Raw genomic sequence first — 25,894 nt, 5'->3', positions numbered from 1 at the left:
GACTACTTCTTGCGCTGGTAGAACGGCAGCGCCACGACCTCGTACGGCTCGTGGCTGCCCCGGATGTCCACGCCGACCCCGGGGGTGCCCGGCGCGGCGTGCGCGGCGTCGACGTAGGCCATGGCGATCGGCTTGCCCAGGGTGGGGGAGGGGGCGCCGGAGGTGATCTCACCGATGACCCGGCCCCCGGCGACGACCTGGTACCCGGCGCGCGGGACCCGGCGGCCCTCGGCGACCAGTCCGACCAGGACCCGCGGCGGGTTCTGCCCGGTTGCGGCGGCCTCGGTGAGCGCCTCGCGCCCGACGAAGTCGCCCTCCTTCTCGAACTTGACCACGCGGCCGAGCCCGGCGTCGAAGGGGGTCAGCGAGGTGGTCAGCTCGTGCCCGTACAGCGGCATGCCCGCCTCCAGGCGCAGCGTGTCCCGGCAGGACAGGCCGCAGGGGATCAGGCCGGCGCCCTCGCCCGCCTCGGTGAGCGCCTGCCACAGCTCCACCGCGTGCTCGGGCTTCACGAACAGCTCGAAGCCGTCCTCGCCGGTGTATCCGGTGCGCGCGATCAGCGCCGGCACGCCCGCGACGGTGCCGGGGAGCCCGGCGTAGTACTTCAGGCCGTCGAGGTCGGCGTCGGTGAGCGACTTGAGGATGCCGGGGGACTCGGGGCCCTGGACGGCGAGCAGCGCGTAGGCGTCGCGGTCGTCGCGGACCTCGGCGTCGAAGCCGGCGGAACGGTCCACCAGGGCGTCCAGGACGACCTGGGCGTTGGAGGCGTTGGCGACGACCATGTACGCGGTCTCCGCGAGCCGGTAGACGATCAGGTCGTCCAGGATGCCGCCGTCGGACTGACAGATCATGGTGTAGCGGGCGCGGCCGACGCCGACCGAGCCGATGTTGCCGACCAGCGCGAAGTTCAGCAGTGCGGCGGCCTGCGGTCCGGTCACGGTGATCTCGCCCATGTGGGAGAGGTCGAAGAGGCCGGCCCGGGTGCGCACGGCGTGGTGCTCGTCGCGCTCGGAGCCGTAGCGCAGGGGCATGTCCCAGCCGGCGAAGTCGGTCATCGTCGCGCCGAGCGAGCGATGCAGGGCGTCGAGGGCGGTACGGCGGGGTTCGGTACTGCTCATCGGTCGGTCGTCTCCCAGGGCATGACGGGCGAGGTCGTTCCTCCCCATCTGTCATCGGAACCTGAGAGGTTCGCCATGACCATCTGGACATGGCTTGCACCTTGGGTGGGGCCCCGGCTGAGGGGCCCGCTTTTCAGATGTGCCTCGCCCGCGCGGTAGGGGGGCCTGAGAGATTCAAGGGAGGGACTTGCTCCTTCGGCGCCCCAGCAGAAGGCTGGGGACTCTCCCGCGCGGATTCGAACGGCCGGTATGCAGTTGGCGCGGACATCATTGCATGGCCGAGGGGTATCGGGGCAGGCCGCATCTGTAACCGGCTTGTGGCGGTACGCATACGAAAAAGCTGAAGATCGCCCGTTACCTTCTCTTTACGTTCAGTGGGAAGGGGGCTCCCGACCCCGGAGGAGGACGATGACGGTGAACAGGACCACGGCCTGTGCGACGACCGCGGGTATCGCGCTGCCCGAGCAGCCCGCCGCCCCGGCCGTCGAGGCACGGGCCGCGCGCCCCGCGCGGGTCGTCCGCGACCTGCGGGAGCGGGACGGCCGCAGCCCGCACGCCCTGCTCTTCGGCCCGAAGGACCTCGTGGTGATCACCGGTCTGCCCGGCAGCGGCAAGTCCACCCTGATGCGGCGGACGGTCAAGGGCCCGCGGATCGACTCCCAGGACACCCGGGACCGCTGGGACGCCCGCATGCCCCGCCACCTGCCCTACGCCGTCTACCGTCCCCTCGTCCGGCTCGCCCACTACGCCGGCCTGTGGCGCGTCCTGCGGTCCGGTGAAGGCGTCGTCGTGCACGACTGCGGCACCCAGGCCTGGGTGCGCGGCTGGCTGGCCCGCGAGGCGCGGCGCCGCGGCGGCTCCCTGCACCTGCTGCTCCTCGACGTCACCCCGGACCAGGCGCTCCAGGGCCAGCGCGAGCGCGGTCGCGGTGTCTCGCGGTACGCGTTCCTGCGGCACCGCTCGGCGGCGGGCCGGATGCTGCGCGCGGTCCAGGAGGGGGAGCTGCCGCCGGGGTGCGGGTCGGCGGTGCTGATCGACCGGGACGCGGCGAGCGCGCTGCGCCGGATCGGGTTCACGGGCTGAGGGTTCACGGGCCGGGGGGCTCACGGGCTGAACCCGGCGCCCTCTTCAGGCGCTAGCCTTTGAGCCACAGCAGCGGTTCACGGCAGGCGGTCGAAGAGATGGACTTCCCGGCGGATCTCCCCGCGGACTTCCCGGCGCAGGCACACCCCCATCCGCACGGCGGATGGCCCGGCAACGAGTTGGAGGAGGTGCTCTCCGCCTCCCTCGGCGTGCCCTCGGCGGGCGGCCGGATCATCGAGGTCCTCGGGCGCAGCTACCTCTGGGTCCCGCTCCCGTCGGGCGGCGGCCCGGACAGCGGCCCGCTGGACCTGCCCACGCTGGAGATCGCCGGGCAGGCGTTCGTGCCGGTCTTCAGCTCCGAGGAACAGTTCCGCCAGGTCGTCGGCGGCCATATGTCGTTCACCATCGCCCCGGCGGTGGAGTTCGCCCGGGGGCTGCCCCCGCAGGTCGGCATCGCCGTCAATCCGGACGGTGTGGTCGGCATCCCCCTGCCGCCCCCCGCGGTGGCGGAACTGTGCCGGGTGGGCCGCACGCCCCTGGACGGCCCCGCGAGCGGCGGCCGGGTCAAGCTCTACGAACCGGACTGGCAGGACGACCCGGTCGACTTCCTCGCCGCGGCCTCCGCCGAGTTCGCGGCGACCGGCGTGGTCACCACCGCCCGCCGCTGCCTCGCCGACGTCGAGACGGCGGACCCGGTGATGTTCATCGGGGTCGAGCTGTCCCACTGGGAGGGCGAACTGCGCACGGCCCCCCTCGACGCGCTGGGCCGCGCCCTGGGCAGGGTCCCCACGAAGTGGCCGGTCAACCTGATCCTGCTGGACATGGCGGCCCAGGACCCGGTGGCCCTCTGGCTCCGCGAAAGGGTCCGCCCCTTCTACACCCGGGACTAGCGCGACCGACTCGGGGGCGCGAGGCTGCGTCGATGTGCGGCTCCGCCGCGCGGGCGCGAGCCACGACGCAGCCTCGCGCCCTCAGGACGGCGACAAGTCCCACCCCCGCAGGCGGGCTTAAGCTAACCCCACAGCTCGGTCGGAGAAAAATGAAGGGGCGGTACAGGTGAGCGCCAGCGGCATCGCGGCCGGGCAGGTCGAGCACATGCTGCGCCAGGTCACGCCCGGGCGTTACGACGCCTACGAGGCGCTCCTGCGCGCGCTCGCGACCCCTAACTCCGGCCAGATCTGGATGCTGCTCTGGCACGGCCAGTCCGGCTCCCCGGACGCCCAGTACGGGAACATGGAGGTCGACGGCCACGGCTACGCCCCCTGTGTCACCTCCGCCCAGGAACTGTCGGCCAGTGGCTGGAACCGCAGCTACGAGGTGGTCGACGGACTCGACGTCGCCCGCACGCTGTACCCGGACCACTACGGCCTCTGGCTGAACCCGCACGCCCAGGGCGGCGGCGTCGGCATCCCCTGGCTCGATCTGCGCCGGATCGCCACCGGCCTGGACCGCCAGCCCGCCGGCCCGCTCAGCCTGTCGGAGCCCGGTATCGAGATCCCGCACTTCTACGCCCTGCTCGCGCAGAACGCCCACCGCACCCCCGCGGTGCGCGCCCTGCGCCGCGCCTGGGTGCAGCCGGCGCTGGGGGCGCCGTATCTCGCCATCGGCCTGGAGGTGTACGACACCAGCCCGCAGGCCGTGGACTCGGTACGCGCGATGATGCAGCAGTCCATCGGCGCCGTCCCGGACGGGTTGCCGGTGTCGACCGTGGCCATGTCCGACGAGTTCGACCCGGTGGCCCTGTGGATGCGGGCGAAGGCCCGCCCGTTCTACGACCGTGAGGCGCACGCGGCCCAGGCGCCGGCCGCCGGCTACGGCTACCCGCCCGTGCACGGCGGTTACTGACGGTGTGAGACCTGCCGTCGCTCGTGAAGCCGACACCTTCCGGCCTTCACGCACCCGGCACATTTCTGCGCGCGTAGATGACGCTCGAAATCGGCACATGTCCGAAGTGTCATAACTCCCCCACGTCCGCCCTCCGTTGTCTGCCGTTCGGATAACGGAATCCCTCGTTAAGCATCACGGTTGCGCATACTTTCGCCGTCAGATCTGGCGGGTGATCGCGATGACGCTGAAGACTCGCGATTCATACACAGAACCAACGGTCCTGTGTTCGACGTGAGTCGAGAGAACTGCCGGGCCAGCGGGGTGCATCATCTGCGGCCGCCGCCCGGCCCGCTGATTGAAAAAAGCCGCTGACAGCGGCGGGCGTAGGCCGGTCACCACCGGCGAGAGGGGTCGGGTCACTGTGACCGCACCGATCGAGACCACCGGCACAGCCGAGGCGCAGCCGGAGGCTGTGCTCATCGGCGCCGACAAGGCGAAGATCGAGGGCCGTTCCCTTGGACAGATCGCCTGGAGCCGGTTCAAGAAGGACAAGGCCGCCGTCATCGGTGGTGTCATCGTCGTCCTGCTGGTTCTGCTCGCGGTGCTGTCCCGACCCATCCAGGCACTGTTCGGTCTCGACCCCAACGCCTTCAACCAGGATCTGATCGACCCCAACACCTCGCTGCCCACCGGGGACTTCGGCGGGATGAGCGCGGACCACCCGCTGGGCGTGGAGCCCAAGTTCGGGCGCGACATCGCCACCCGCATCCTCGAGGGTTCCTGGGTGTCCCTCGTCGTGGCGTTCGGGGCCACGATCCTGTCCAACACGATCGGCACCGTCCTCGGTGTGATCGCCGGCTACTACGGCGGCCGGGTGGACACCATCATCAGCCGCCTGATGGACACCTTCCTGGCCTTCCCGCTGCTGCTGTTCGCCATCTCCATCTCGGCGACGCTCCAGGGCGGTGCGTTCGGCCTGGAGGGCCTGCCGCTGCACATCACGGTGCTGATCTTCATCATCGGTTTCTTCAACTGGCCGTACCTGGGCCGCATCGTCCGCGGCCAGACCCTGGCCCTCCGGGAGCGCGAGTTCGTCGACGCCTCCCGCGGCATGGGCGCCAAGGGGCCGTACATCCTCTTCCGGGAGCTGCTCCCGAACCTGGTCGGCCCGATCATCGTCTACTCGACGCTGCTCATCCCGACGAACATTCTCTTCGAGGCCAGCCTGAGCTTCCTCGGTGTCGGCATCCAGCCCCCGCAGGCGTCGTGGGGCGGCATGCTCAACGAGGCGGTCGACTTCTACGAGGTCGACCCGCAGTTCATGATCGTGCCCGGCCTCGCCATCTTCGTCACCGTCCTGGCGTTCAACCTGCTCGGCGACGGACTCCGTGACGCTCTCGACCCGCGCAGCCGCTGAGGTGCGGCCGCGTCGAGAGCCCATCAAGTTTCCAACTATGGAGGGGAAGCAGACCATCATGCGAAGGTCAGCGCTGGCCGCCATCGCGGCCATCGGCACCGTCAGCCTGGTTCTTTCGGGTTGCAGCAAGGCCGATGACAACAAGGACAACGGCGACGGCAACAGCAAGTCGGCCGGCGCCAACGCGGCGACCAAGGGTGTCGTCAACGCCTCGACCGCGAAGGGGGGCACCGTCACGTACGAGTACTCGGACGTGCCGGACTCCTTCGACCCGGGCAACACGTACTACGGCTACATGTTCAACCTCAGCCGTCTGTACGCCCGCCCGCTGATGACGTTCAAGCCCGCGGCCGGCGACGCCGGCAACGAGCTGGTCCCGGACCTGGCGGCGAGCCCCGGTGAGCCCAGCGACGGCGGCAAGACCTGGACGTACAAGCTGCGTGAGGGCCTCAAGTACGAGGACGGCACGCCGATCACGTCCGCGGACGTCAAGTACGCGGTGGAGCGCTCGAACTTCGCGCGTGACGTGCTCTCCCTCGGCCCCAACTACTTCCAGCAGTTCCTCGAGGGCGCTGACAAGTACAAGGGCCCGTACAAGGACAAGAGCGACAAGGGCATCTCGTCCATCGAGACGCCGGACGACACCACGATCGTCTTCAAGCTCAACCGCGCCTTCCAGGAGTTCGACTACCTGGTCGCCAGCCCGCAGACGGCTCCGGTGCCGAAGGCCAAGGACACCGGCGTCGACTACGTCAAGAACATCGTGTCCTCCGGCTCCTACAAGTTCGAGAGCTACGCGGAGGGCAAGGAGGTCGTCCTCGTCCGCAACGAGAACTGGGACGCCGCGACCGACCCGCTGCGCAAGCAGTACCCGGACAAGATCGTCGTCAAGCTGAAGGTCAACGCCGAGACCATCGACCAGGACGTCATGGCCGGCAAGGCCATCGACCTCGGTGGCGGTGGCGTCCAGGCCGCGACGCAGGCGAAGGTCGTCAACTCCGCCGACCTGAAGGCCAGCACGGACAACACCTACGGTGGCCGTCTGGTCTACATGGCCATCAACACCCAGGTCGCGCCGTTCGACAAGGTCGAGTGCCGCAAGGCCGTGCAGTACGCGGTCGACAAGGTCTCCGTCCAGACCGCCCTCGGCGGCCCGATCCGCGGTGACATCGCCACGACCGTCCTGCCGCCGGACATCCCGGGTTACCAGAAGTCCGACCTGTACGCCACCACGGACAGCAAGGGCGACGTCGCCAAGGCCAAGGAAGAGCTGAAGGCCTGCGGCGAGGACACCATCAAGACCAACATCTCCGCGCGCAGCGACCGCCCGCAGGAGATCGCCGCCGCCACCGCGATCATCAACTCGCTGAAGGCGGCCGGGATCGACGCGACGCTGAAGCAGTACCCCTCGGGCAAGTACTTCACCGACTCCGCGGGTGTGCCGAAGTTCAACAAGAAGGAGAACATCGGCCTGCACATGATGCAGTGGGGTGCCGACTGGCCCTCCGGCTACGGCTTCCTGCAGCAGATCCTGCACGGTGACGCGATCGGCGAGTCCGGCAACACCAACCTGTCGCAGCTCGACAACGCCGACGTGAACTCCATGCTGGAGGAGGCGATCGGTACCGAGGACGCCGCCAAGCGGAACACCCTCTACGCCGAGATCGACAACAAGACCATGGAGGAGGCGGCCCTCGTTCCGCTGTCCTACTTCAAGGTCCTGCTGTACCGCCCGGACGGCTTCACCAACCTGGTCTCCACGGCGGCCTTCAGCGGTCAGTACGACTACCTCAACATCGGCACGACCCAGAAGTAGCCCCGGAAGGCAGGTGAAGGCATTGGTGTCCGCGGGCCGCGAGGCCCGCGGGCACCAGCGCCGATCCCCGTGATCTCGTATATCCTCCGCCGGACGGTCGCAGCGGTGATCCTGCTGCTGGTCGTCACCGCGGTCACCTTCGCGATCTTCTTCCTGTTGCCCCGGCTCGCCGGCCAGACGGCCGACCAGCTGGCTCAGCAGTACATCGGGAAGAGCCCCTCGAAGGCAGACATCGCAGCGGTCAAGCAGAACCTCGGTCTCGACCAGCCCGTGTACGTCCAGTACTGGGACTTCATCAAGGGGATCGTCTCCGGCACCACCTATGACCTGGGCCCCACCACGGCGCAGTGCAACGCGCCGTGCTTCGGCTACTCCTTCAAGGCGCACGTCGAGGTCTGGCCGGAGCTCACCGCCCGTCTCCCGGTCACGCTGTCGCTGGCCGCCGGCGCCGCCGTGATGTGGCTGCTGGGCGGTATCACCGCCGGTGTGATCTCCGCGCTGAAGCCGCGCTCCCTGTCCGACCGCGTGTTCATGGGCATCGCGCTCGCGGGTGTCTCGCTCCCCATGTTCTTCACCGGTCAGCTCGCGAAGTTCCTCTTCACGTTCCAGTGGCCGATCTTCGGCCGCGAGTACGTCCCCTTCACGGAGAACCCCTCGCAGTGGGCCAACACGCTGTTCCCGGCGTGGTGTTCGCTCGCGCTGCTGTACTCCGCCATCTACGCCCGTCTCACCCGCTCCGGCATGCTGGAGACGATGAACGAGGACTTCATCCGCACCGCGCGCTCCAAGGGGCTGCGTGAGCGGAACGTCGTCGTCAAGCACGGGCTGCGGGCCGCGCTGACCCCGATCATCACCGTCTTCGGCATGGACCTCGGACTGCTCCTGGGCGGTGCGGTGATCACGGAGAGCGTGTTCTCGCTGCACGGCATCGGGGAGTACGCGGTGCAGTCCATCCGGGACAACGACCTGCCGCCGATCCTCGGCGTCACCCTGTTGGCCGCCTTCTTCGTGGTGCTGGCAAACTTCCTGGTGGACCTGTTGTATGCCGCCGCCGACCCGCGGGTGAGGATCTCGTGACCGAACTCTCCAAGACCGCTGCCGCCGTGGGCGAGCCCGTCAAGGCGGGTTCCGACGAGCCCAAGGCCTTCCTTGAGGTCCGCGACCTCAAGGTGCACTTCCCGACCGACGACGGCCTGGTCAAGTCCGTCGACGGGCTCAGCTTCAAGCTGGAGAAGGGCAAGACGCTCTCCGTCGTCGGCGAGTCCGGCTCGGGCAAGTCGGTCACCTCACTGGCGATCATGGGTCTGCACCGGCTCGGCGCGCGCGGCAAGAACGTGCAGATGTCCGGCGAGATCTGGCTCGACGGCAAGGAACTGATCTCTGCCGACCCGGACGAGGTCCGCCGGCTGCGCGGCCGCGAGATGGCGATGATCTTCCAGGACCCGCTGTCCGCGATGCACCCGTACTACACGATCGGCAACCAGATCGTGGAGGCGTACCGCGTCCACAACGACGTCAGCAAGAAGGTGGCGCGCACCCGGGCCATCGAGATGCTCGACCGCGTCGGCATCCCCGAGCCCGCCAAGCGCATCGACGGCTACCCGCACGAGTTCTCCGGCGGTATGCGCCAGCGCGCCATGATCGCCATGGCCCTGGTGAACAACCCCGAGCTGCTCATCGCGGACGAGCCGACGACCGCCCTGGACGTCACCGTCCAGGCGCAGATCCTCGACCTCATCCGGGACCTGCAGAAGGAGTTCGGCTCCGCGGTCGTCATCATCACCCACGACCTCGGCGTGGTCGCCGAGATCGCCGACGACGTCCTCGTGATGTACGGCGGCCGGTGCGTGGAGCGCGGTCCGGTCGAGGACATCTTCGAGCGCCCGCAGCACCCGTACACCTGGGGCCTGCTCGGTTCGATGCCCCGCATCGACCGGGAGACCTCCGACCGGCTCATCCCGGTCAAGGGCCAGCCGCCGAGCCTCATCAACGTCCCGTCGGGCTGCGCGTTCCACCCCCGCTGCCCGTACGCGGACGTCCCCAAGGGCGACGTCACCCGTACCGTGCGCCCCGAGCTCGCGCAGGTCGCCACCGGACACTTCTCCGCCTGTCACCTCTCTCCGGAGGACCGCACGCGGATCTGGACCGAAGAGATTGCGCCGAAGCTGTGAGTGAGACGAAGAAAGCGGACGTGACCGTCCCGGCACAGGCGTCGGCGCCCCTCGCGGAGCGCGAGGTGCTGCTCAAGGTCGAGGGCCTGCAGAAGCACTTCCCGATCCGCAAGGGTGTGCTCCAGCGCCAGGTCGGCGCGGTCAAGGCGGTCGACGGCATCGACTTCGAGGTGCGCAAGGGCGAGACCCTGGGCGTCGTCGGTGAGTCGGGCTGCGGCAAGTCGACGATGGGCCGCGTCATCACCCGGCTCCAGGACCCGACGGGCGGCTCGATCCACTTCGAGGGCAAGGACATCACGCGGCTGAGCACCGCCGGGATGCGTCCGCTGCGGCGGGACATCCAGATGATCTTCCAGGACCCGTACGGCTCCCTGAACCCCCGGCACACCATCGGCTCGATCGTCTCGGCGCCCTTCCGGCTCCAGGGCGTGGAGCCCGAGGGCGGGGTGAAGAAGGAGGTCCAGCGCCTGCTGGAGCTGGTCGGCCTCAGCCCCGAGCACTACAACCGCTACCCGCACGAGTTCTCCGGCGGTCAGCGCCAGCGCATCGGCATCGCCCGCGCGCTCGCCCTGAAGCCGAAGCTGGTCGTCGCGGACGAGCCGGTCTCCGCGCTGGACGTGTCGATCCAGGCGCAGGTCGTGAACCTGATGGACGACCTCCAGCAGGAGCTGGGCCTGACGTACGTGATCATCGCGCACGACCTGTCCGTCGTCCGCCATGTCTCGGACCGGATCGCGGTGATGTACCTCGGCAAGATCGTCGAACTCGCCGACCGCACCGCGCTGTACGAGTCCCCCATGCACCCGTACACCAAGGCGCTGATGTCCGCGGTGCCGGTGCCGGACCCCAAGCGCCGGGGCGCCAAGAGCGAGCGCATCCTGCTCCGCGGTGACGTGCCGTCGCCGATCGCGCCGCCCTCCGGCTGCCGCTTCCACACGCGGTGCTGGAAGGCGACGGAGATCTGCAAGACGACCGAGCCGCCGCTGCTGGAGCTGCGCCCCGGTCAGCAGGTCGCCTGCCACCACCCGGAGAGCTTCGCGGACCAGGCCCCGCAGGACACCGTGCTGCTGACCGCCGCGAAGGAGGCGGCGGAGCTGGTGGCCGACGAGGTGCTCGCGGAGTCCGCCGAGACCTCGGCGGCGGTGGCCGCGGCGGTCGCGGAGGAGTCCCCTGCGGAGGAGTCCCCTGCGGCTGAGTCCGCTGAGGCTGTGTCCCCTGCGGAGGAGACCGCCACGGAGACTCCCGCCGAGGACACGGAAGCCAAGGGCAAGACCGACAAGTAAGACCAGTAGTACAAGCTGCATCGAGCCCTCGCCTTGCAATGAAAGGCGGGGGCTCGTTCTTGGGTGAGAATGTTCGAGTGCTCCAGCAACTCTTCACCCCGTCCGTCCAGCACACGCTCGACCTGATCGGCATCTTCGTCTTCGCCATCTCGGGCGCCCTGCTGGCGGTCCGCAAGAACTTCGACGTCTTCGGTATCGCCGTCCTCGCCGAGGTCACGGCCCTGGGCGGCGGCCTCTTCCGGGACCTGGTCATCGGCGCCGTACCGCCCGCGGCCTTCACGGACCTCGGGTACTTCCTGACGCCGATGCTCGCGGCCCTCCTGGTGTTCTTCCTGCATCCGCACGTGGAGCGCATCCAGGTCGGCGTCAACGTCTTCGACGCGGCCGGACTCGGCCTGTTCTGCGTCACCGGCACGACCAAGGCGTACGAGTACGGCCTCGGCCTGACCGCCTCCGCCGCCCTGGGCCTGGCCACCGCGGTCGGTGGCGGTGTACTGCGCGACGTGCTCGCCAACGAGGTGCCCTCACTGCTGCGCTGGGACCGCGACCTCTACGCGGTGCCGGCGATCGTCGGTGCCGCGATGGTCGCCCTGTGCATCCGCTACGACGCCCTCACGCCCCTCACCAGCGGAATCGCCGTGGTCACGGCCTTTGCGCTGCGGCTGCTCGCGATGCGGTACCACTGGCGGGCGCCCCGGGCCTGGAACCGCCGTTCGACCGTCCGTGAGGAGTAGCCGGACGGGGTGGCTGACGGGGTGGGATCTGAAAAAGCTACCGCTTAGTAGTTAGCTGTTGTACGGTTCATCCATGCCAGAAGCAGCGCCCACGCGGGCCACGATCGGTGACAGCGAGTTCGACCGCGACACCGCGCTCACCCGGCGCGAGCCCGGGGTCTACGACATCGACCTGTCCGCCGGCTGGACCATCATCAGCGCCGTCAACGGCGGCTACCTGCTGGCCGTCCTCGGCCGGGCGCTCTCCGACGCCCTGCCGCACGCGGACCCCTTCACCGTCTCGGCGCACTACCTCACCGCCTCACAGCCCGGCCCGGCGGTCGTGCGCACCTCCGTGGTCCGCACCGGCCGCACGCTGTCGACCGGCCAGGCCTCGCTCTTCCAGTACGACGACCAGGGCCGGGAAGTCGAACGCATCCGCGTCCTCGCCTCCTACGGCGACCTCGACACCCTCCCCGACGACGTCCGTACGACGGCCCTGCCGCCCGCCATCCCGTCGATGGACCAGTGCTTCGGCCCGCAGGACAGCCCCGCGCCCGTCCCCGGCAGCTCGGCCATCGCCGACCGGCTGATGATCAAGCTGGACCCCGCCACCCTCGGCTGGGCCCTCGGAGCCCCCTCCGGCAAGGGCGAGATGCGCGCCTGGTTCGGACTGGCCGACGGCCGGGACGCGGACCCCCTGTCGCTGCTCCTCGCGGTGGACGCGCTGCCGCCGACCGCCTTCGAACTCGGCATCAAGGGCTGGGTCCCGACGGTGGAGCTGACGGTCCACGTCCGTTCCCGCCCGGCCCCCGGGCCGCTGCGGATCTCCATCACGACCCGCAACCTGGCCGGCGGCTTCCTGGAGGAGGACGCCGAGGTCTGGGACAGCGCGGACCGACTGGTGGCCCAGTCCCGGCAGTTGGCGCGGGTCCGGCTGGGCTGAGCACCGGGCCGACTTGGAACGCCCTTTGCCCGGCTGACAGGGTGGCGACAGCGGAGCCCCAAGCAGCCCTTAAGTGCGATTGGTTGAGTGCCGTTCTCAGCACTCCCTCATCGTTCTTGGAGCTGTCCTTCATGATGCGTGCGCGTCTCCTCCCCGCGGTGGCCCTGCTGGCGCTCTCGCCGCTGGCGCTGACGGCCTGCGGTTCCGACGACTCCTCGTCGTCCTCGGACACGGGCACCTCCGCCGAGAACTGCGAGCGGCCGTCCGGGATGCCCAGCGGTGGCCCCTCGGGGATGCCGAGCGGGGCGCCTTCGAGGATGCCGAGCGGGGCGCCTTCGGGGATGCCCGGCGGGGGTCCCTCCGGCTCGCCTTCCGCAATGCCCTCGGGCATGCCGTCCGGGATGCCCAGCGGCGGTCCCTCGGGGATGCCGAGCGGCGGTCCCTCGGGGATGCCGAGCGGCGGCCCCGGTGGCGGCCAGGGCGGCTGTGGCGGTCCCGGTGGCCAGGGCCAGCAGGCGCAGCAGGGCTGACTCCCGCGGCGTACCCACGACAGGGGCGGCGCACCCGGTTCGGATGCGCCGCCCCCGCGCGTTCGTCCGGCGGGTGGGGGCGGCGTACCCGGTCAGCCGAGCCAGTGCCGGCGGCCGATGCTGATGAGCCGCAGCCGCCGGACCGCGATCCGGGTGACCCGGTCGCGCTCGTCCTCGGCGCCCTCCTCCAGCGTGTCCAGGAAGAGCGAGGCGGTCATGAGCATCTGGTCGACGTAGAGATTGGCCAGCATCAGCAGGTCGTCGTCGCTCCAGCCCGCGGACAGCGGGTCCTTGGCGAGTTCCTGCCCCACCTCGTCGCCGAACCGGGCGAGTTGGCCCTGGATGGCCTCCCGCACCGGCTGGACCCCGCCGTGCCGCTCGCGGGCGATGAAGCGGACGTGGGCGGGATGCGCGGCGACATGGCCGGCGATCAACTCCACGGCACGGGCGATGCGTTCGTCGGGGTCGCCGTCGTCGGCGACGGTGTGGCGGATCATCGCGTGCAGGCTGTCGAGCGCCTCCTCGACCAGGGCGACGCCGAGGTCGGCCGTGGAACGGAAGTGCCGGTAGAAGGCGGTGGGGGCGACGCCGACGGCACGGGTGACCTCGCGCAGGCCCAGACTGCTCAGGCTCTGCTCCTCCAGCAGTCCCAACGCGGCGTCCAGGAGCGCCTGTCGGGTCTTCTGCTTCTGCGCCTGCCGGATGCCGAGGGTGTGACTCATGCCATGCAGTTAACAACTGTTCTCCAGAATTGAAAAGCCGTGCGACACGTTAGACTCGACAGTCAGTGGACAAGTGTTACTACAACCGTTCACCGAAACGTCACGAGACCGCGTCTCGGAGGGGGATCCGATCCCATGCTGTTCCTCGTCGCCGCACTCCTGCTGCTGGGGGTCGTGATGGGCACCGTCGCCCACGCGCCGCTCGGCTTCACCGTCGTGGCCGCCGCCGTCATCGCGGTCTGGCTGGCCGTCTTCGCGCTCCGCGAGCGCCACGCCCGCCGCCGGCCCACCTCGCACTGACCGCCCAGCAGCCCTGCTCAGGGAGTTGACCCACCATGCAGCTCACCGCCCCGACCACCCGACGCCCGGCCGTCCGGGACGCCGACGGCATGGCCGTGGCGTCCTTCATCCTCGGACTGGTCGGCCTGCTCGTCCTCAACGTCTTCCTGGGGCCCGTCGCCATCACGCTGGCCTCCGTCGCCCTCTGGCGCGGCACCGCCCGCCGCGGCCGGGCCTTCCTCGGACTCGGCCTCGGCGTGGCCGACCTGGTCGTCCTGCTCGCCTTCATGCAGGCGGACGGCACGGTGTCCTGGAGCTTCTGACCCCGCCGAAGCGGCGGGCGGCCCGGACCGTGGCGCTCCGGCCCGCGGGCGGCCACCGCCCGCAGCCGGGGCCCGCCACGGGGCCCCGTAGAATCGCCTCACCATGGCTTACCTCGACCACGCCGCGACCACCCCGATGCTTCCCGAGGCGGTGGAGGCGCTCGCCGCGCACCTGAGTGTCACGGGCAACGCCTCCTCCCTGCACGCGGCAGGCCGCAGGGCCCGCCGTACCGTCGAGGAGTCCCGCGAGACCCTCGCGGAGGCACTGGGCGCCCGCCCCAGCGAGGTGGTCCTCACCTCCGGCGGCACCGAGGCCGACAACCTCGCGGTCAAGGGCCTGTACTGGTCCCGCCGGGATGCCGACCCGGCCCGCACCCGGGTCCTCGCCTCGCCCGTCGAACACCACGCCGTCCTCGACGCCGTGCACTGGCTCGGCGAACACGAGGGCGCCACCGTCGAGTACCTCCCGGTCGACACCTCCGGCCGGGTCCACGCCGAGGCCCTGCGCGAGGCCATCGCCCGCAACCCCGACGACGTGGCCGTGGCCACCGTCATGTGGGCGAACAACGAGATCGGCACCGTGCTGCCGATCCGTGAACTCGCCGACACCGCCGCCGAGTTCGGCGTCCCCCTGCACGCCGACGCGGTCCAGGCGTTCGGCCAGCTCCCCGTCGACTTCGCCGCCTCCGGACTCGCCGCCATGACCGTCTCCGGCCACAAGGTCGGCGGCCCCTACGGCATCGGCGCGCTGCTCCTCGGCCGCGACCAGGCGCCCGTGCCCGTACTGCACGGCGGCGGCCAGGAACGCCAGGTCCGCTCCGGCACCCTCGACGTCCCCGCCGTGGCCTCCTTCGCGGTCGCCGGACGGCTCGCCGCCGAGCGGCGCGAGTGGTTCGCCCGGGAGATCGGCGCCCTGCGCGACGAACTGATCGCCGCCGTCCGCTCCGCCGTCCCGGACGCGATCCTCGGCGGTGACCCCGTCGACCGCCTCCCGGCCAACGCCCACTTCATGTTCCCCGGCTGCGAGGGCGACTCCCTGCTGCTCCTGCTCGACGCCCAGGGCATCGAGTGCTCCACCGGCTCCGCCTGCACCGCGGGCGTCGCCCAGCCCAGCCATGTCCTGCTGGCCACCGGCACCGACCCGGACCTGGCCCGCGGCACCCTGCGCTTCTCCCTCGGCCACACCTCCACCCGGGCCGATGTCGAGGCGGTCGCCAAGGCCATCGGCCCGGCGGTGGAACGGGCCCGCGCGGCCGGGCTGAGCTGAGCCGGGTCAGGCGATCGCCGTGCGGGCCCGCCGCACCAGCTTCATGTAGCGCTTCCAGTCCCAGTGCTCGCCCGGGTCCGTGTGGTCCGTGCCCGGCACCTCGACATGGCCGATGATGTGCTCGCGGTCCACGGGTATGTCGTAGCGCGCGCAGATCCGGGCGGTCAGCCGCGCCGAGGCGGCGTACATCTCGTCCGTGAAGTCCTCCGGCCGGTCCACGAACCCCTCGTGCTCGATGCCGACACTGCGCTCGTTGTAGTCGCGGTTGCCCGCGTGGTACGCCACGTCCAGCTCGCGGATCATCTGGGTGACATGGCCGTCCTTGCGGACGATGTAGTGCGCCGCCGCCCCGTGCCCCGGGTCCTGGAACACCTGCACCGCGCTGTCGAAACTGCCCTGGGTGACATGGATGACCACCAGGTCGACGCCGTAGTCGTCCGGGCGGTCCGCCCGCCGCCAGTTCGCGTCCGACGCGGCCACCCAGCGCGCGTCGGCGTAGTCGACCTCACCCTCCTTGCGGGGCTTCTCCACGCCCGGCAGCCGCCACCACAGCCGCCCCAGCTCGTCCCGCGCCAGCACACCGGTGCCCACCGCGGCCGCGGCGCCGCCGATCAGCAGCGCCCGCCGCCCGATGCGCCGGTCCGTGTCCTTGGATGCCTTCCTCGCCCCCATGTGATCGTCAACGGATACCCGGCGGCTGCGGTTCCCGCGGACCCGTACTCTTGAGTTGTTATGACTGACACCCCGCAGCGCCCCCTTCGCGTCCTCGCCGCCATGTCCGGAGGCGTGGACTCCGCCGTCGCAGCCGCCCGCGCCGCGGAAGCCGGCCACGACGTCACCGGCGTCCACCTCGCGCTCTCCGCGAACCCTCAGTCGTTCCGTACCGGCGCGCGGGGCTGCTGCACCATCGAGGACTCCCACGACGCCCGGCGCGCCGCGGACGTCATCGGCATCCCCTTCTACGTGTGGGACCTCGCCGACCGCTTCCGCGAGGACGTGGTCGAGGACTTCGTCGCCGAGTACGAGGCGGGCCGCACCCCGAACCCCTGTCTGCGCTGCAACGAGAAGATCAAGTTCGCCGCGCTCCTCGACAAGGCGCTCGCGCTCGGCTTCGACGCCGTCTGCACCGGCCACTACGCGCAGATCGTCACCCTGGCCGACGGCTCCCGCGAACTGCACCGCGCCTCCGACATGGCCAAGGACCAGTCGTACGTGCTGGGCGTCCTCGACGACCGGCAGCTCGCGCACGCCCTCTTCCCGCTCGGCGACACGGTGACCACGAAGGACGAGATCCGGGCCGAGGCGCAGCGCCGCGGACTCGCGGTCGCCAAGAAGCCCGACTCCCACGACATCTGCTTCATCGCCGACGGCGACACCCAGGGCTTCCTGGCCAAGCGGCTCGGCCGGTCCGAGGGCGACATCGTCGACGAGTCCGGCAACAAACTGGGCACCCACGAGGGCGCCTACGGCTTCACCATCGGCCAGCGCAAGGGGCTGCGCATCGGCACCCCGGCCGCGGACGGCAAGCCGCGCTACGTCCTCGACATCTCCCCGGTCGACAACACCGTCACGGTCGGCCCGGCGGCCGCCCTGGACGTCACCGCCCTGCGCGCGATCAGGCCCCGCTGGTGCGGCACCGCCCCGACCGGCCCCGGTACGTACACGGCGCAGCTGCGCGCCCACGGCGGGGAGACCGAGGTCGGCGCGGAACTCGTCGACGGCACGCTGGAGGTCACCTTCACCGAGCCGGTCCGCGGGGTCGCCCCCGGCCAGGCGATCGTCCTGTACGACGGCACGCGCGTGGTGGGCTCGGCGACGATCTCGGAGACCACGCGCGTGACGGCGGGCGTCGCCTGAGCGACCGGACCCCCGGCGCCGCCGTCGAGCGGCGGCGGCCCGCTCAGCCGCCGAAGCACTCGGCCAGCACCGGGCCGAGGACCCGCGGCTCCACCATGTGCGTCTGCCCCGCCAGCGAGCGGTACGTGCCGTGCGCGGCGGCCCGTGCGACCGACTGCGCGGCCTCCCGCATCCACACGGGGCTCGCGCCGCCCGCGACCGCCAGCACCGGGACCTCGATCGAGGCGATCCGCGCCTGCGGCACGCGCCCGTCGCCCAGCACGGCGGCGTCGTGCGCGAGGCTCGGCGCGATGGCCTCCATGCCCGCCCACATGGGGGACTGGCGGGCGCCCTCGATCATCGGCTCGGCCAGCCCGGTGAGCCGCAGGAACAGTTCGACCGCGTCCCCCCGCCGGCCTTCACCGAGCGCCTCGGCCAGCCGCTCGGTGTACTCCGCCCACTGCGCCAGCCCGCCCTCGTCCATGGCGAACGGCGTCTCGTACACGGCGACCTGACGCACCGGCAGCCCGCTCGCCGCGGCCTCCAGCGCCAGCGCGCCGCCCGAGGAGACCCCGCACAGCGCGGCCTCCCCGCCCACCGCCTCGATCAGCGCGGCGAGATCCTCCACCTCGCGCGCCACGTCGTACGGTGCCGTGCCGACGCTCCCGCCACGCCCCCGGCGGTCGTAGGTGGCGACGGCGAACCGGTGTCCCGCCAGCGACTCGGCCAGGGGCGCGAGGGTCGCGCCCGTGGACATCGCGCCGCTGACGAGGACGACCGCCGGGCCCTCACCGGTGATCTCGTAGGCGAGAGAGGTGCCGTCGTGCGAAGTGGTCTTGTGTCCCATGCCCGACAGCCTGCCACCGCGTACCGGACTAATCGGTCACAACACCTCCACTTCGTAGAAGCACAGGTGCTCCTTGATGTCCGCGACATCCGGCTTGGGGTCCGGGTAGGCCCACACCAGATCCGCCGCGTCCGGCAGCGACCAGTAGGAGGCGGTGCCCTTGAACGGGCAGTACGTGTGCGTGTCGGAGGGGGTCAGCAGGTCGAGGCGGACGTCCTCGGCCGGGAGGTAGTAGCGCACCGGACAGCCCGTCTCCCGCAGCACGAGCGGCCGCTCGCTCTCCGCGAGGACCTGGCCGCCGTGGACGGCCCGTACGCGCCGGGTGCTCCGCTCGATGGTGATCGTGTGTCCTTCGGTCATGCCGGTAGGAGCGCCCGCGGGCCGCCCGTTCTTCCCGCGTACGGTGGCCGCATGCGCATTTGTGTCTTCCTCTCCGCGGCCGATCTCGACGAGCGCTACACCCGCCCCGCGCGGGAGTTCGCGAAGCTGCTGGGCAAGGGCGGCCACACGCTCGTGTGGGGCGGCTCCGACGTGGGTCTGATGAAGGTGGTCGCGGACGGCGTCCAGCAGGCGGGCGGCCGGCTGCTCGGGGTCTCGGTGGACTTCCTGGCCGCCAAGGCCCGGCGGGGCGCCGACGAGATGGTGATCGCCAAGGACCTCGCCGAGCGCAAGCGGCTGCTGCTGGAGAAGGCCGACGCGGTGGTGGTGATGGTCGGCGGCACCGGCACCCTGGACGAGGCGACGGAGATCCTCGAACTCAAGAAGCACGGCCACACCGACAAGCCCGTCGTGCTGCTCAACACCGAGGGCTTCTACGACGGCCTCAAGGAGCAGTTCCGCCGGATGGAGGACGAGGGCTTCCTGCCCCGGCCGCTGACCGACCTGGTGTTCTTCGCCGAGGAGCCGGTGGGGGCACTGGCGTACCTGGAGGAGAGCCAGGGCGTGGAGTGACCGCCGCCGGGTGCGACGATGGCGGGCATGGCTACTCATGTGATCACCGGGGCCGGCTCCGGAATCGGCGCGGCCGTGGCGCGGCGGCTGCACGCGCGCGGGGGCGAACTCGTGCTGCACGCGCGCGACGCGGGACGGGCGAAGGAACTGGCCGCGGAGTTTCCCGGCGCGCGGACCCTGGTGGGTGACCTGGCGGACCCCGAGAAGCTGTCCTGGGCCTTCTCCCACCAGTCGCTCCCGGACCGGGTGGACTCGCTGCTGCACATCGCCGGGGTCGTGGACCTCGGCCGGGTGGGCGACCTGACGCCCAAGTCCTGGCGCCACCAGCTGAACGTCAACCTGATCGCGCCGGCCGAGCTGACCCGGCACTTCCTGCCGCAGCTGCGGGCCGCGCGCGGGCAGGTGGTCTTCGTCAACTCCGGCGCGGGCCTCAACGCGCACGCCGACTGGTCCGCCTACGCGGCCTCCAAGCACGGCCTGAAGGCGCTCGCCGACTCCCTGCGCCACGAGGAGCACGCGAACGGCGTCCGCGTCACCTCGGTCTACCCCGGCCGCACGGCCAGCCCGATGCAGGCGAAGGTCCACCAGCAGGAGGGCAAGGAGTACGACGAGTCCAAGTGGATCGACCCCGAGTCGGTGGCGACGACGATCCTGACGGCCCTGGACCTCCCCAGGGACGCGGAAATCAACGACCTGACAGTCCGCCCGGGCAGGTGAGCCCCATCGGTCAACCGGCCCCCAGCCCGTCCGGCGTTTGAGGACAAGGCCCTTTCGGGGCCGTTGGGGGTCCGGGGGCGCAGCCCCCGGGGGACGGGAAGGGTAGGGGCGGCGGGGGCGAACCAACCCCCGGCCCCGGGGGCCACCCCCCGCCCCCACACCTACGTAGGCTTCGCCAGGTGAACGCACACTTCAGCTTCGCCCCCGCCACCGGCATCGGCTCCATGCCCGGCACCGACGCCCGCGAGGCGGCCAAGACGGTCACCGGCTCCTTCGAGGACTTCCCGTACCTCGCCGAACTCCCGGCCCGCGGCCCCGGCGCCGACATGATCGGCCGAACCGCCGGCCTCCTCGTGGAGCTGTACGCCCGCGTGGAGCCCAGCGGCTGGCGCATCGGCGACCGCCCGGGCCGCGACACCAGGCGGGCCCGCTCCTGGCTCGGCGAGGACCTCGACGCACTGGAGGAGTTCACCCAGGGATACGAGGGGCAGCTGAAGGTGCAGGCCGTCGGCCCCTGGACGCTCGCCGCGGCCCTGGAGCTGAAGAACGGTCAGGCGGCCCTCTCCGACCCCGGCGCCTGCCGCGACCTGGCCGCCTCCCTCGCGGAGGGACTCCGCCGGCACCTCGCGGAGATGAGCCGCCGCGTCCCCGGCGCCGAACTCGTCCTCCAGCTCGACGAACCCTCCCTCACCGCCGTCCTGCGCGGCCGGGTCAGGACCGCCAGCGGCTACCGCACGCACCGCGCGGTCGACCGCCAGATCGTCGAGGCGACGCTGCGCGAGGTCCTCGGGGTTCACGCCGACGGCCCCGTCGTGGTCCACTCGTGCGCACCGGACGTCCCCTTCGCCCTGCTGCGCAGAGCGGGCGCGGCGGCGGTCTCGTTCGACTTCTCGCTTCTCACCGAGCGTGACGACGACGTGATCGGAGAGGCGGTGGAGTCCGGCACCCGGCTCTTCGCCGGTGTCGTCCCGGGCACGGACGGCCCATTGTCGGACCCTGCCGGTAGCGTCATGGGTGTCAGAACGCTGTGGCGCAGGCTGGGGCTGCGACCGGGGCTTCTCGCGGAGTCCGTCACGCTCACCCCGGCGTGCGGTCTCGCGGGCGCCTCACCGGACTACGCCCGCAAGGCACTCGCCCACTGCGTCCGGGCGGCGAGATCCCTCGCGGACAACCCTGAGTAACGGGAGGACCACACGGTGGCCGGCGACAAGCAAGCGGAGACGACGGTGCCCGCCGAGGCGCGGGACAGGCACGCCAAGATCGCTGAGCAGATCGAGGAGCACCGCTTCCGGTACTACGTGAAGGACGCCCCGGTCGTCAGCGACGCGGAGTTCGACCGGCTGCTGCGTTCGCTGGAGGCGCTGGAGGAGGAGCACCCGGAGCTGCGCACCCCGGACTCGCCGACGCAGAAGGTCGCGGGGGCGTACGAGACGGAGTTCACCTCCGTCACCCACCGGCAGCGCATGCTCTCCCTGGACAACGCCTTCGACGACCTGGAGCTCGCCGCGTGGGCCGAGCGCGTCCACCGGGACGTCGGCGCCTCCGCGTACCACTTCCTGTGCGAGCTGAAGGTCGACGGTCTCGCCGTGAACCTGACGTACGAGCGGGGACGGCTCACCCGGGCCGCGACCCGCGGCGACGGCAGGACGGGCGAGGACATCACGCCCAACGTCCGCACCATCGCGGAGATCCCCGACCGGCTGGCCGGCGACGACGTGCCCGACCTCGTCGAGATCCGCGGCGAGGTCTACTTCCCGATGGACGAGTTCCAGGAGCTGAACGCGCGTCTGGTCGCCGCCGGTGACAAGCCGTTCGCCAACCCCCGCAACGCCGCGGCCGGTTCACTGCGCCAGAAGGACCCGAGGGTCACCGCCACCCGCCCCCTGCACATGGTCGTCCACGGCATCGGCGCCCTGGAGGGCTTCGAGGGCCTGAGCCGGCTCTCCGAGGCGTACGACCTGCTCAACACCTGGGGCCTGCCCACCTCCCGGCACAACAGGGTGGTCGGCGACCTCGACGGCGTCCGCGCCTTCATCGCCCACTACGGCGAGAACCGGCACTCCGTGGAGCACGAGATCGACGGAGTCGTCGTCAAGCTCGACGAGATCCCGCTCCAGGGACGGCTCGGCTCCACCTCCCGCGCCCCGCGCTGGGCCATCGCCTACAAGTACGCGCCGGAGGAGGTCAACACCAAGCTCGTCAACATCCGCGTCGGCGTCGGCCGCACCGGCCGGGTCACGCCGTACGCGCAGGTCGAGCCGGTGACGGTGGCCGGCTCCGAGGTCGAGTTCGCCACCCTGCACAACCAGGACGTGGTCAAGGCCAAGGGCGTCCTGATCGGCGACACGGTGGTGCTGCGCAAGGCCGGGGACGTCATCCCGGAGATCCTCGGCCCCGTGGCCGACCTCCGCGACGGCACCGAGCGCGAGTTCGTGATGCCGGCCGAGTGCCCCGAGTGCGGCACCGCATTGAGGCCGATGAAGGAGGGCGACGTCGACCTGCGCTGCCCGAACGCCCGCAGCTGCCCGGCCCAGTTGCGCGAGCGCCTGTTCTACCTGGCGGGCCGCAAGTCGCTGGACATCGAGCACTTCGGGTACGTCGCCGCCGCCGCGCTCACCAAGCCGCTGGAGCCCGCCGAGCCCGCGCTGGTGGACGAGGGCGACCTGTTCGACCTCACCATCGAGCGGCTGCTGCCCATCAAGGCGTACGTCCTGGACCAGGACAGCGGCCTGCCCAAGCGGGACCCGAAGACCGGCGAGGAGAAGATCGCCCTGATCTTCGCCAACCAGCAGGGCGAGCCGAGGAAGAACGCGCTTGCCATGCTGGAGAACATCCAGGCGGCCAAGGAGAGCCCGCTCGCCCGGATCCTGACCGGTCTGTCGATCCGGCACGTCGGCCCGGTCGCGGCCGAGGCGCTGGCCCGGGAGTTCCGCTCGATCGAGCGGATCGAGCAGGCCACCGAGGCCGAACTGGCCGCCACCGACGGAGTCGGCGGAATCATCGCCGCCTCGCTCAAGGAGTGGTTCGCCGAGGACTGGCACCAGGAGATCCTCCGCAAGTGGCGGGCCGCCGGGGTCCGCATGGAGGACGAGGGCGCCGGCGAGGACGAGGGCCCGCGCCCGCTGGAGGGCCTCACCGTCGTAGTGACCGGCACCCTGGAGCACTTCACCCGGGACGGCGCGAAGGAGGCACTCCAGCTCCGTGGGGCCAAGGTGACCGGTTCGGTCTCCAAGAAGACGTCGTTCGTGGTCGTGGGTGACAATCCCGGCTCCAAGTACGACAAGGCGATGCAGCTGAAGGTGCCCGTTCTGAACGAGGACGGCTTCAACGTCCTGCTGGAACAGGGTCCGGAAGCGGCCACCGAGGCCGCGCTCCCGACCGAGGAATAGCCGAGGAGCGGCGGACGGCAGCGGTTGAAGGCCACCCGATCGGCGCATATCAGATGCATACGGGTGGCCAGGGCGTAAACGGGCAACCGTCGACGACCGCTGCCCGTGGAAGGCTTCCGCGGCCTACTGTTGAGATATGCGCCTGCCGTGCCCAGCTGCGGCCGGGGCATTCCCTTGCTCTTGGTGGGCCGGGGGAAGGGTTTTCCAACGCGGCGGCGACCGGGGACTGTCGGGCACCGGGCCGCGTGGCGTGGGCACCGCCGGCTGTGAGAGGGACGGGAATGGAACCGACCGAGAGCGCCGCTCCGGACTCACGGCTGCGCCTGCGCCGGGTCACCGGCGCCTGGTGGGCGAGCCGTCGACCCGGGCGGGCCGGCGGGCGCCCCGGCGCCGGGCGCGCCCTGGGGCAGCTCACCGCCGCGAACGGCCTCGGCGCCCCCGCCCAGCTCACCGCAGAGCGGACGCCCGGCCTGCCGGAGCACGAGTCCGAACGGCACCTGTCCTGGCCCGCCCTGCCCGCGGCCGTCGTCGCGGCGGCGGGCTTCGTGCTCGGCGCCGGCTTCTACCGCGCCTTCACCGGCGGCCACGCCCTCTTCCCGTCCGGCACCGTCGGCTGGGCGCTGGCCGTGCTCACCGGGATCATCGTCGGCCACCTCGTCGCCCTCGGCCGGGCCCGCTGGTGGGGCGGCACCGGATCGGGCGCCGCCCTCACCCTCGCCGTCCTGCTGCTCTACGGCTGGGTGCCGGCCGGAATGGTCAGCCTCACCGTCGTCGTCCTGGTCGGCGTGGCCAGGCGTCACCGCTGGCGGCAGGGCGCCCTGCACGGCTCGGTGGACATCCTCGGCATCGCGGCCGGGGCGCTGGTGCTCGCCGCGTTCGGCCGGGTGCCGTCCGTCGAGGACCCGTGGAGCCCGGAGACCTGGACCTTCTACACCGTTCCCGAGGTGGTGCTGGCAGCCGCCGCGTACCTCCTCGTCAGCCGCGTCCTGCTCTGGTACCTGCACGCCCCGCGCGCCAAGGGCCTGCCCACCGTGGCCCGCACCGCCCTGGTCAGACAGGGCCTGGTCGCGGTCGCCCTGCTCGGCATCGCCCCGCTGGTCTGCGTGGTCGCCGTCTCCGAGCCGGTGCTGCTGCCGCTGTTCTCCGTCCCGCTGATCGCCCTCGACTCCACCCTGTGGATCGCGAGGGCCCGCGCCGAGGAGCAACTGCGCGATCCCCTGACCGGACTGCCCAACCGGCAGTGGCTGCTGGAACGTATCTGGACCGCGCTCGACGACGCCGAGCGGATCGAGGCCCGGTCCGCGCTGATGCTGATCGACCTGGACCGCTTCCGCTCGGTCAACGACACCCTGGGCCACCTCGCCGGGGACCGGCTGCTGCTCCAGATCGCCGACCGGCTGCGGCTGGCGCTGCCGCGCGGGGCCGAGGCCGCCCGGCTGGGCGGTGACGAGTTCGCCGTGTTACTGCCGGTCGCCGACTCCACGACGTCCGCCACCCGGATCGCCCGCAGCCTGGTCGCCGACCTCAGCTCCCCGCTCGACCTCGACGGCCTCACCCTGGTCCTGGAGGCCAGCGCCGGTGTCGCCGTCTTCCCCGACCACGCGGTGGACGCGGAGGGCCTGCTGCGCCGCGCCGACGTGGCGATGTACCAGGCGAAGCGGGACCGCACCGGCGTGGAGGTCTACGAGTCCAAGCGGGACTCCAACACCCCCGACCGGCTCGGTCTCCTCGGCGATCTGCGCCGGGCCCTGGACGCCCACGAGGTGCAGCTGCACTACCAGCCCAAGGTCCGCTTCGACGGCCAGGTCGCGGGCCTGGAGGCACTGGTCCGCTGGGTGCACCCGGAGCGGGGCAAGGTGCCGCCGGACGAGTTCATAGCGATCGCCGAGTCCTCGGGGCTGATGCCCCATCTCACCGAGTACGTCCTGGACACCGCGCTGGCCCAGGTGGCCAAGTGGCGGGCGCAGGGCCTGCGGGTCCCGGTCGCCGTCAACGTCTCCCCGCGGGACGTCCACACCCCGGGCTTCGCCGGATCCGTCGCGGCGAGGCTCGCCCGGCACGGGGTCCCGGCGGGCGCGCTCCAGCTGGAGATCACCGAGCACGTCCTGCTGGAGGACCCGCAGCGCGCCGCCGACACGCTCGCGGGCCTGACCGGGCACGGCGTGAAGATGTCCCTGGACGACTTCGGCACCGGCTACTCCTCCCTCGTCCATCTGCGCCGGCTGCCGGTCAGCGAGCTGAAGATCGACCGCTCGTTCGTGGCCCGGCTCGCCGTCGACACCGAGGACGCGGAGATCGTGCGCTGCACGGTCGACCTCGCGCACTCCCTCGGGCTGCTGGTCGTCGCCGAGGGCGTCGAGGACGACGAGACGTGGGAGCGGCTGCGGGACCTGGGCTGTGACGCCGTACAGGGCTGGCTGGTCGCGGCGGCGATGCCGCCGGAGGAGACCACGGCGTGGCTGCTGGCGCGCGGGTCGCGGGGGTGGCAGCGGCCGGCCGCGGCGCTGCCCGCCGCCTCAGCGGACGATCCTGGGCTGATCGGCTGACGGTACGGGTTCGGCTGCGGCGCCGTGGGGGCTGGTCGCGCAGTTCCCCGCGCCCCTGGGTGGGTGGACCTGCCCGGTGTTGGGATCTTGCCGTCCTTGTTCGGCGGCACGCC

25 protein-coding genes and 1 riboswitch are annotated in these 25,894 nt (G+C 71.3%); of the genes, 20 read left to right on the top strand and 5 right to left on the bottom strand.

Annotated elements, in window-relative coordinates; all coding sequences use genetic code 11:
• Positions 1 to 2: 2 nt before the first annotated feature.
• The gene (gene gcvT / locus AB0E07_RS29555; RefSeq protein ID WP_362258812.1) at positions 3 to 1,118 is read right to left on the bottom strand and encodes a glycine cleavage system aminomethyltransferase GcvT; all 1,116 of its coding nucleotides are present in this window, start codon (positions 1,116 to 1,118) and stop codon (positions 3 to 5) included.
• 143 nt (positions 1,119 to 1,261) lie between these two features.
• Positions 1,262 to 1,357: riboswitch (glycine riboswitch) on the bottom strand.
• Positions 1,358 to 1,526: 169 nt separating this feature from the next.
• On the opposite strand from gcvT, the gene AB0E07_RS29550 reads away from it, so the two are divergent.
• The 11 genes from AB0E07_RS29550 to AB0E07_RS29500 all read left to right on the top strand — a co-directional run bounded on the left by AB0E07_RS29550 (position 1,527) and on the right by AB0E07_RS29500 (position 12,904).
• A complete protein-coding gene (locus AB0E07_RS29550; protein WP_362258809.1) occupies positions 1,527 to 2,201 on the top strand; it encodes an AAA family ATPase in 675 nt (224 codons plus the stop codon).
• A 98-nt stretch (positions 2,202 to 2,299) separates the two neighbouring features.
• The gene (locus AB0E07_RS29545; RefSeq protein ID WP_362258874.1) at positions 2,300 to 3,091 is read left to right on the top strand and encodes an enhanced serine sensitivity protein SseB; all 792 of its coding nucleotides are present in this window, start codon (positions 2,300 to 2,302) and stop codon (positions 3,089 to 3,091) included.
• A 166-nt stretch (positions 3,092 to 3,257) separates the two neighbouring features.
• A complete protein-coding gene (locus AB0E07_RS29540; RefSeq protein ID WP_362258806.1) occupies positions 3,258 to 4,046 on the top strand; it encodes an enhanced serine sensitivity protein SseB C-terminal domain-containing protein in 789 nt (262 codons plus the stop codon).
• 403 nt (positions 4,047 to 4,449) lie between these two features.
• The gene (locus AB0E07_RS29535) at positions 4,450 to 5,445 is read left to right on the top strand and encodes an ABC transporter permease (protein WP_362258803.1); all 996 of its coding nucleotides are present in this window, start codon (positions 4,450 to 4,452) and stop codon (positions 5,443 to 5,445) included.
• A 37-nt stretch (positions 5,446 to 5,482) separates the two neighbouring features.
• Positions 5,483 to 7,261: an ABC transporter substrate-binding protein gene (locus tag AB0E07_RS29530; RefSeq protein WP_362258800.1), complete on the top strand. Its 1,779-nt coding sequence runs from the start codon at positions 5,483 to 5,485 to the stop codon at positions 7,259 to 7,261.
• A gap of 69 nt (positions 7,262 to 7,330) precedes the next feature.
• Positions 7,331 to 8,338, top strand: a complete 1,008-nt coding sequence (locus AB0E07_RS29525; RefSeq protein WP_362258797.1) for an ABC transporter permease — start codon at positions 7,331 to 7,333, stop codon at positions 8,336 to 8,338.
• Positions 8,335 to 9,432, top strand: a complete 1,098-nt coding sequence (locus AB0E07_RS29520; RefSeq protein WP_362258794.1) for an ABC transporter ATP-binding protein — start codon at positions 8,335 to 8,337, stop codon at positions 9,430 to 9,432. The genes AB0E07_RS29525 and AB0E07_RS29520 overlap by 4 nt, the downstream gene beginning before the upstream one ends.
• Positions 9,429 to 10,715: a dipeptide ABC transporter ATP-binding protein gene (locus AB0E07_RS29515; protein ID WP_362258791.1), complete on the top strand. Its 1,287-nt coding sequence runs from the start codon at positions 9,429 to 9,431 to the stop codon at positions 10,713 to 10,715. Before AB0E07_RS29520 ends, AB0E07_RS29515 begins: the two co-directional genes overlap by 4 nt.
• 77 nt (positions 10,716 to 10,792) lie before the next feature.
• On the top strand, positions 10,793 to 11,449 hold the full coding sequence (locus tag AB0E07_RS29510) for a trimeric intracellular cation channel family protein (protein ID WP_362258788.1): 657 nt from the start codon (positions 10,793 to 10,795) through the stop codon (positions 11,447 to 11,449).
• A gap of 73 nt (positions 11,450 to 11,522) precedes the next feature.
• Complete coding sequence (locus tag AB0E07_RS29505) at positions 11,523 to 12,374, top strand: thioesterase family protein (RefSeq protein ID WP_362258785.1); 852 nt, start codon at positions 11,523 to 11,525, stop codon at positions 12,372 to 12,374.
• A 131-nt stretch (positions 12,375 to 12,505) separates the two neighbouring features.
• Positions 12,506 to 12,904, top strand: coding sequence for a hypothetical protein (locus tag AB0E07_RS29500; protein WP_362258782.1), 399 nt, complete (start codon positions 12,506 to 12,508; stop codon positions 12,902 to 12,904).
• A gap of 92 nt (positions 12,905 to 12,996) precedes the next feature.
• Here the strand turns inward: AB0E07_RS29500 and AB0E07_RS29495 are convergent, their stop codons facing one another.
• Positions 12,997 to 13,626 carry a TetR family transcriptional regulator gene (locus AB0E07_RS29495; protein ID WP_362258780.1) on the bottom strand — a complete coding sequence of 210 codons (630 nt, stop codon included), beginning with the start codon at positions 13,624 to 13,626 and terminating at the stop codon, positions 12,997 to 12,999.
• Between the two features lie 135 nt (positions 13,627 to 13,761).
• Between AB0E07_RS29495 and AB0E07_RS29490 the strand changes: the two genes are divergently transcribed.
• The 3 genes from AB0E07_RS29490 to AB0E07_RS29480 all read left to right on the top strand — a co-directional run bounded on the left by AB0E07_RS29490 (position 13,762) and on the right by AB0E07_RS29480 (position 15,495).
• The gene (locus tag AB0E07_RS29490; RefSeq protein ID WP_362258777.1) at positions 13,762 to 13,926 is read left to right on the top strand and encodes a hypothetical protein; all 165 of its coding nucleotides are present in this window, start codon (positions 13,762 to 13,764) and stop codon (positions 13,924 to 13,926) included.
• A 35-nt stretch (positions 13,927 to 13,961) separates the two neighbouring features.
• Positions 13,962 to 14,228 (top strand): DUF4190 domain-containing protein, encoded by a 267-nt coding sequence (locus AB0E07_RS29485; protein WP_362258774.1) that lies wholly within the window; start codon positions 13,962 to 13,964, stop codon positions 14,226 to 14,228.
• Between the two features lie 103 nt (positions 14,229 to 14,331).
• The gene (locus tag AB0E07_RS29480; RefSeq protein ID WP_362258770.1) at positions 14,332 to 15,495 is read left to right on the top strand and encodes a cysteine desulfurase family protein; all 1,164 of its coding nucleotides are present in this window, start codon (positions 14,332 to 14,334) and stop codon (positions 15,493 to 15,495) included.
• A 6-nt stretch (positions 15,496 to 15,501) separates the two neighbouring features.
• On the opposite strand, the gene AB0E07_RS29475 is transcribed toward AB0E07_RS29480, so the two are convergent.
• On the bottom strand, positions 15,502 to 16,167 hold the full coding sequence (locus AB0E07_RS29475; protein ID WP_362258767.1) for an N-acetylmuramoyl-L-alanine amidase: 666 nt from the start codon (positions 16,165 to 16,167) through the stop codon (positions 15,502 to 15,504).
• Positions 16,168 to 16,227: 60 nt separating this feature from the next.
• On the opposite strand from AB0E07_RS29475, the gene mnmA reads away from it, so the two are divergent.
• Positions 16,228 to 17,352, top strand: coding sequence for a tRNA 2-thiouridine(34) synthase MnmA (mnmA, locus tag AB0E07_RS29470; protein ID WP_362258764.1), 1,125 nt, complete (start codon positions 16,228 to 16,230; stop codon positions 17,350 to 17,352).
• 43 nt (positions 17,353 to 17,395) lie between these two features.
• Here the strand turns inward: mnmA and AB0E07_RS29465 are convergent, their stop codons facing one another.
• On the bottom strand, positions 17,396 to 18,178 hold the full coding sequence (locus AB0E07_RS29465) for an alpha/beta hydrolase (RefSeq protein WP_362258761.1): 783 nt from the start codon (positions 18,176 to 18,178) through the stop codon (positions 17,396 to 17,398).
• A 36-nt stretch (positions 18,179 to 18,214) separates the two neighbouring features.
• Positions 18,215 to 18,538, bottom strand: coding sequence for a DUF427 domain-containing protein (locus tag AB0E07_RS29460; RefSeq protein WP_362258758.1), 324 nt, complete (start codon positions 18,536 to 18,538; stop codon positions 18,215 to 18,217).
• A gap of 51 nt (positions 18,539 to 18,589) precedes the next feature.
• On the opposite strand from AB0E07_RS29460, the gene AB0E07_RS29455 reads away from it, so the two are divergent.
• The 5 genes from AB0E07_RS29455 (at position 18,590) to AB0E07_RS29435 (ending at position 25,781) form a co-directional block, all read left to right on the top strand.
• A complete protein-coding gene (locus AB0E07_RS29455; protein ID WP_362258755.1) occupies positions 18,590 to 19,129 on the top strand; it encodes a TIGR00730 family Rossman fold protein in 540 nt (179 codons plus the stop codon).
• Positions 19,130 to 19,147: 18 nt separating this feature from the next.
• Positions 19,148 to 19,846, top strand: a complete 699-nt coding sequence (locus AB0E07_RS29450; protein ID WP_362258752.1) for an SDR family oxidoreductase — start codon at positions 19,148 to 19,150, stop codon at positions 19,844 to 19,846.
• 179 nt (positions 19,847 to 20,025) lie between these two features.
• On the top strand, positions 20,026 to 21,027 hold the full coding sequence (locus AB0E07_RS29445; protein ID WP_362258749.1) for a methionine synthase: 1,002 nt from the start codon (positions 20,026 to 20,028) through the stop codon (positions 21,025 to 21,027).
• Between the two features lie 15 nt (positions 21,028 to 21,042).
• Positions 21,043 to 23,235 carry an NAD-dependent DNA ligase LigA gene (ligA, locus tag AB0E07_RS29440; RefSeq protein WP_362258746.1) on the top strand — a complete coding sequence of 731 codons (2,193 nt, stop codon included), beginning with the start codon at positions 21,043 to 21,045 and terminating at the stop codon, positions 23,233 to 23,235.
• A 281-nt stretch (positions 23,236 to 23,516) separates the two neighbouring features.
• Positions 23,517 to 25,781: a bifunctional diguanylate cyclase/phosphodiesterase gene (locus AB0E07_RS29435; RefSeq protein WP_362258743.1), complete on the top strand. Its 2,265-nt coding sequence runs from the start codon at positions 23,517 to 23,519 to the stop codon at positions 25,779 to 25,781.
• The last annotated feature ends 113 nt before the right edge of the window (positions 25,782 to 25,894 follow it).

The organism is Streptomyces sp. NPDC048002, from assembly GCF_040653275.1.
In the GTDB taxonomy this organism is placed as follows: domain Bacteria; phylum Actinomycetota; class Actinomycetes; order Streptomycetales; family Streptomycetaceae; genus Streptomyces.
This window is presented reverse-complemented; position numbering and strand designations above follow the sequence as displayed.

Excerpts from the sequence above, each read along its gene's own strand:
- AB0E07_RS29465 (WP_362258761.1), bottom strand. The coding sequence starts at position 18,178 with ATGGGACACAAGACCACTTCGCACGACGGCACCTCTCTCGCCTACGAG.
- AB0E07_RS29490 (WP_362258777.1), top strand. The coding sequence starts at position 13,762 with ATGCTGTTCCTCGTCGCCGCACTCCTGCTGCTGGGGGTCGTGATGGGC.
- AB0E07_RS29545 (WP_362258874.1), top strand. The coding sequence starts at position 2,300 with ATGGACTTCCCGGCGGATCTCCCCGCGGACTTCCCGGCGCAGGCACAC.
- AB0E07_RS29460 (WP_362258758.1), bottom strand. The coding sequence starts at position 18,538 with ATGACCGAAGGACACACGATCACCATCGAGCGGAGCACCCGGCGCGTA.
- AB0E07_RS29500 (WP_362258782.1), top strand. The coding sequence starts at position 12,506 with ATGATGCGTGCGCGTCTCCTCCCCGCGGTGGCCCTGCTGGCGCTCTCG.
- AB0E07_RS29475 (WP_362258767.1), bottom strand. The coding sequence starts at position 16,167 with ATGGGGGCGAGGAAGGCATCCAAGGACACGGACCGGCGCATCGGGCGG.
- AB0E07_RS29530 (WP_362258800.1), top strand. The coding sequence starts at position 5,483 with ATGGAGGGGAAGCAGACCATCATGCGAAGGTCAGCGCTGGCCGCCATC.
- AB0E07_RS29455 (WP_362258755.1), top strand. The coding sequence starts at position 18,590 with ATGCGCATTTGTGTCTTCCTCTCCGCGGCCGATCTCGACGAGCGCTAC.
- AB0E07_RS29550 (WP_362258809.1), top strand. The coding sequence starts at position 1,527 with ATGACGGTGAACAGGACCACGGCCTGTGCGACGACCGCGGGTATCGCG.
- gcvT (WP_362258812.1), bottom strand. The coding sequence starts at position 1,118 with ATGAGCAGTACCGAACCCCGCCGTACCGCCCTCGACGCCCTGCATCGC.
- AB0E07_RS29495 (WP_362258780.1), bottom strand. The coding sequence starts at position 13,626 with ATGAGTCACACCCTCGGCATCCGGCAGGCGCAGAAGCAGAAGACCCGA.
- AB0E07_RS29480 (WP_362258770.1), top strand. The coding sequence starts at position 14,332 with ATGGCTTACCTCGACCACGCCGCGACCACCCCGATGCTTCCCGAGGCG.
- AB0E07_RS29435 (WP_362258743.1), top strand. The coding sequence starts at position 23,517 with ATGGAACCGACCGAGAGCGCCGCTCCGGACTCACGGCTGCGCCTGCGC.
- mnmA (WP_362258764.1), top strand. The coding sequence starts at position 16,228 with ATGACTGACACCCCGCAGCGCCCCCTTCGCGTCCTCGCCGCCATGTCC.
- AB0E07_RS29485 (WP_362258774.1), top strand. The coding sequence starts at position 13,962 with ATGCAGCTCACCGCCCCGACCACCCGACGCCCGGCCGTCCGGGACGCC.
- AB0E07_RS29450 (WP_362258752.1), top strand. The coding sequence starts at position 19,148 with ATGGCGGGCATGGCTACTCATGTGATCACCGGGGCCGGCTCCGGAATC.
- AB0E07_RS29505 (WP_362258785.1), top strand. The coding sequence starts at position 11,523 with ATGCCAGAAGCAGCGCCCACGCGGGCCACGATCGGTGACAGCGAGTTC.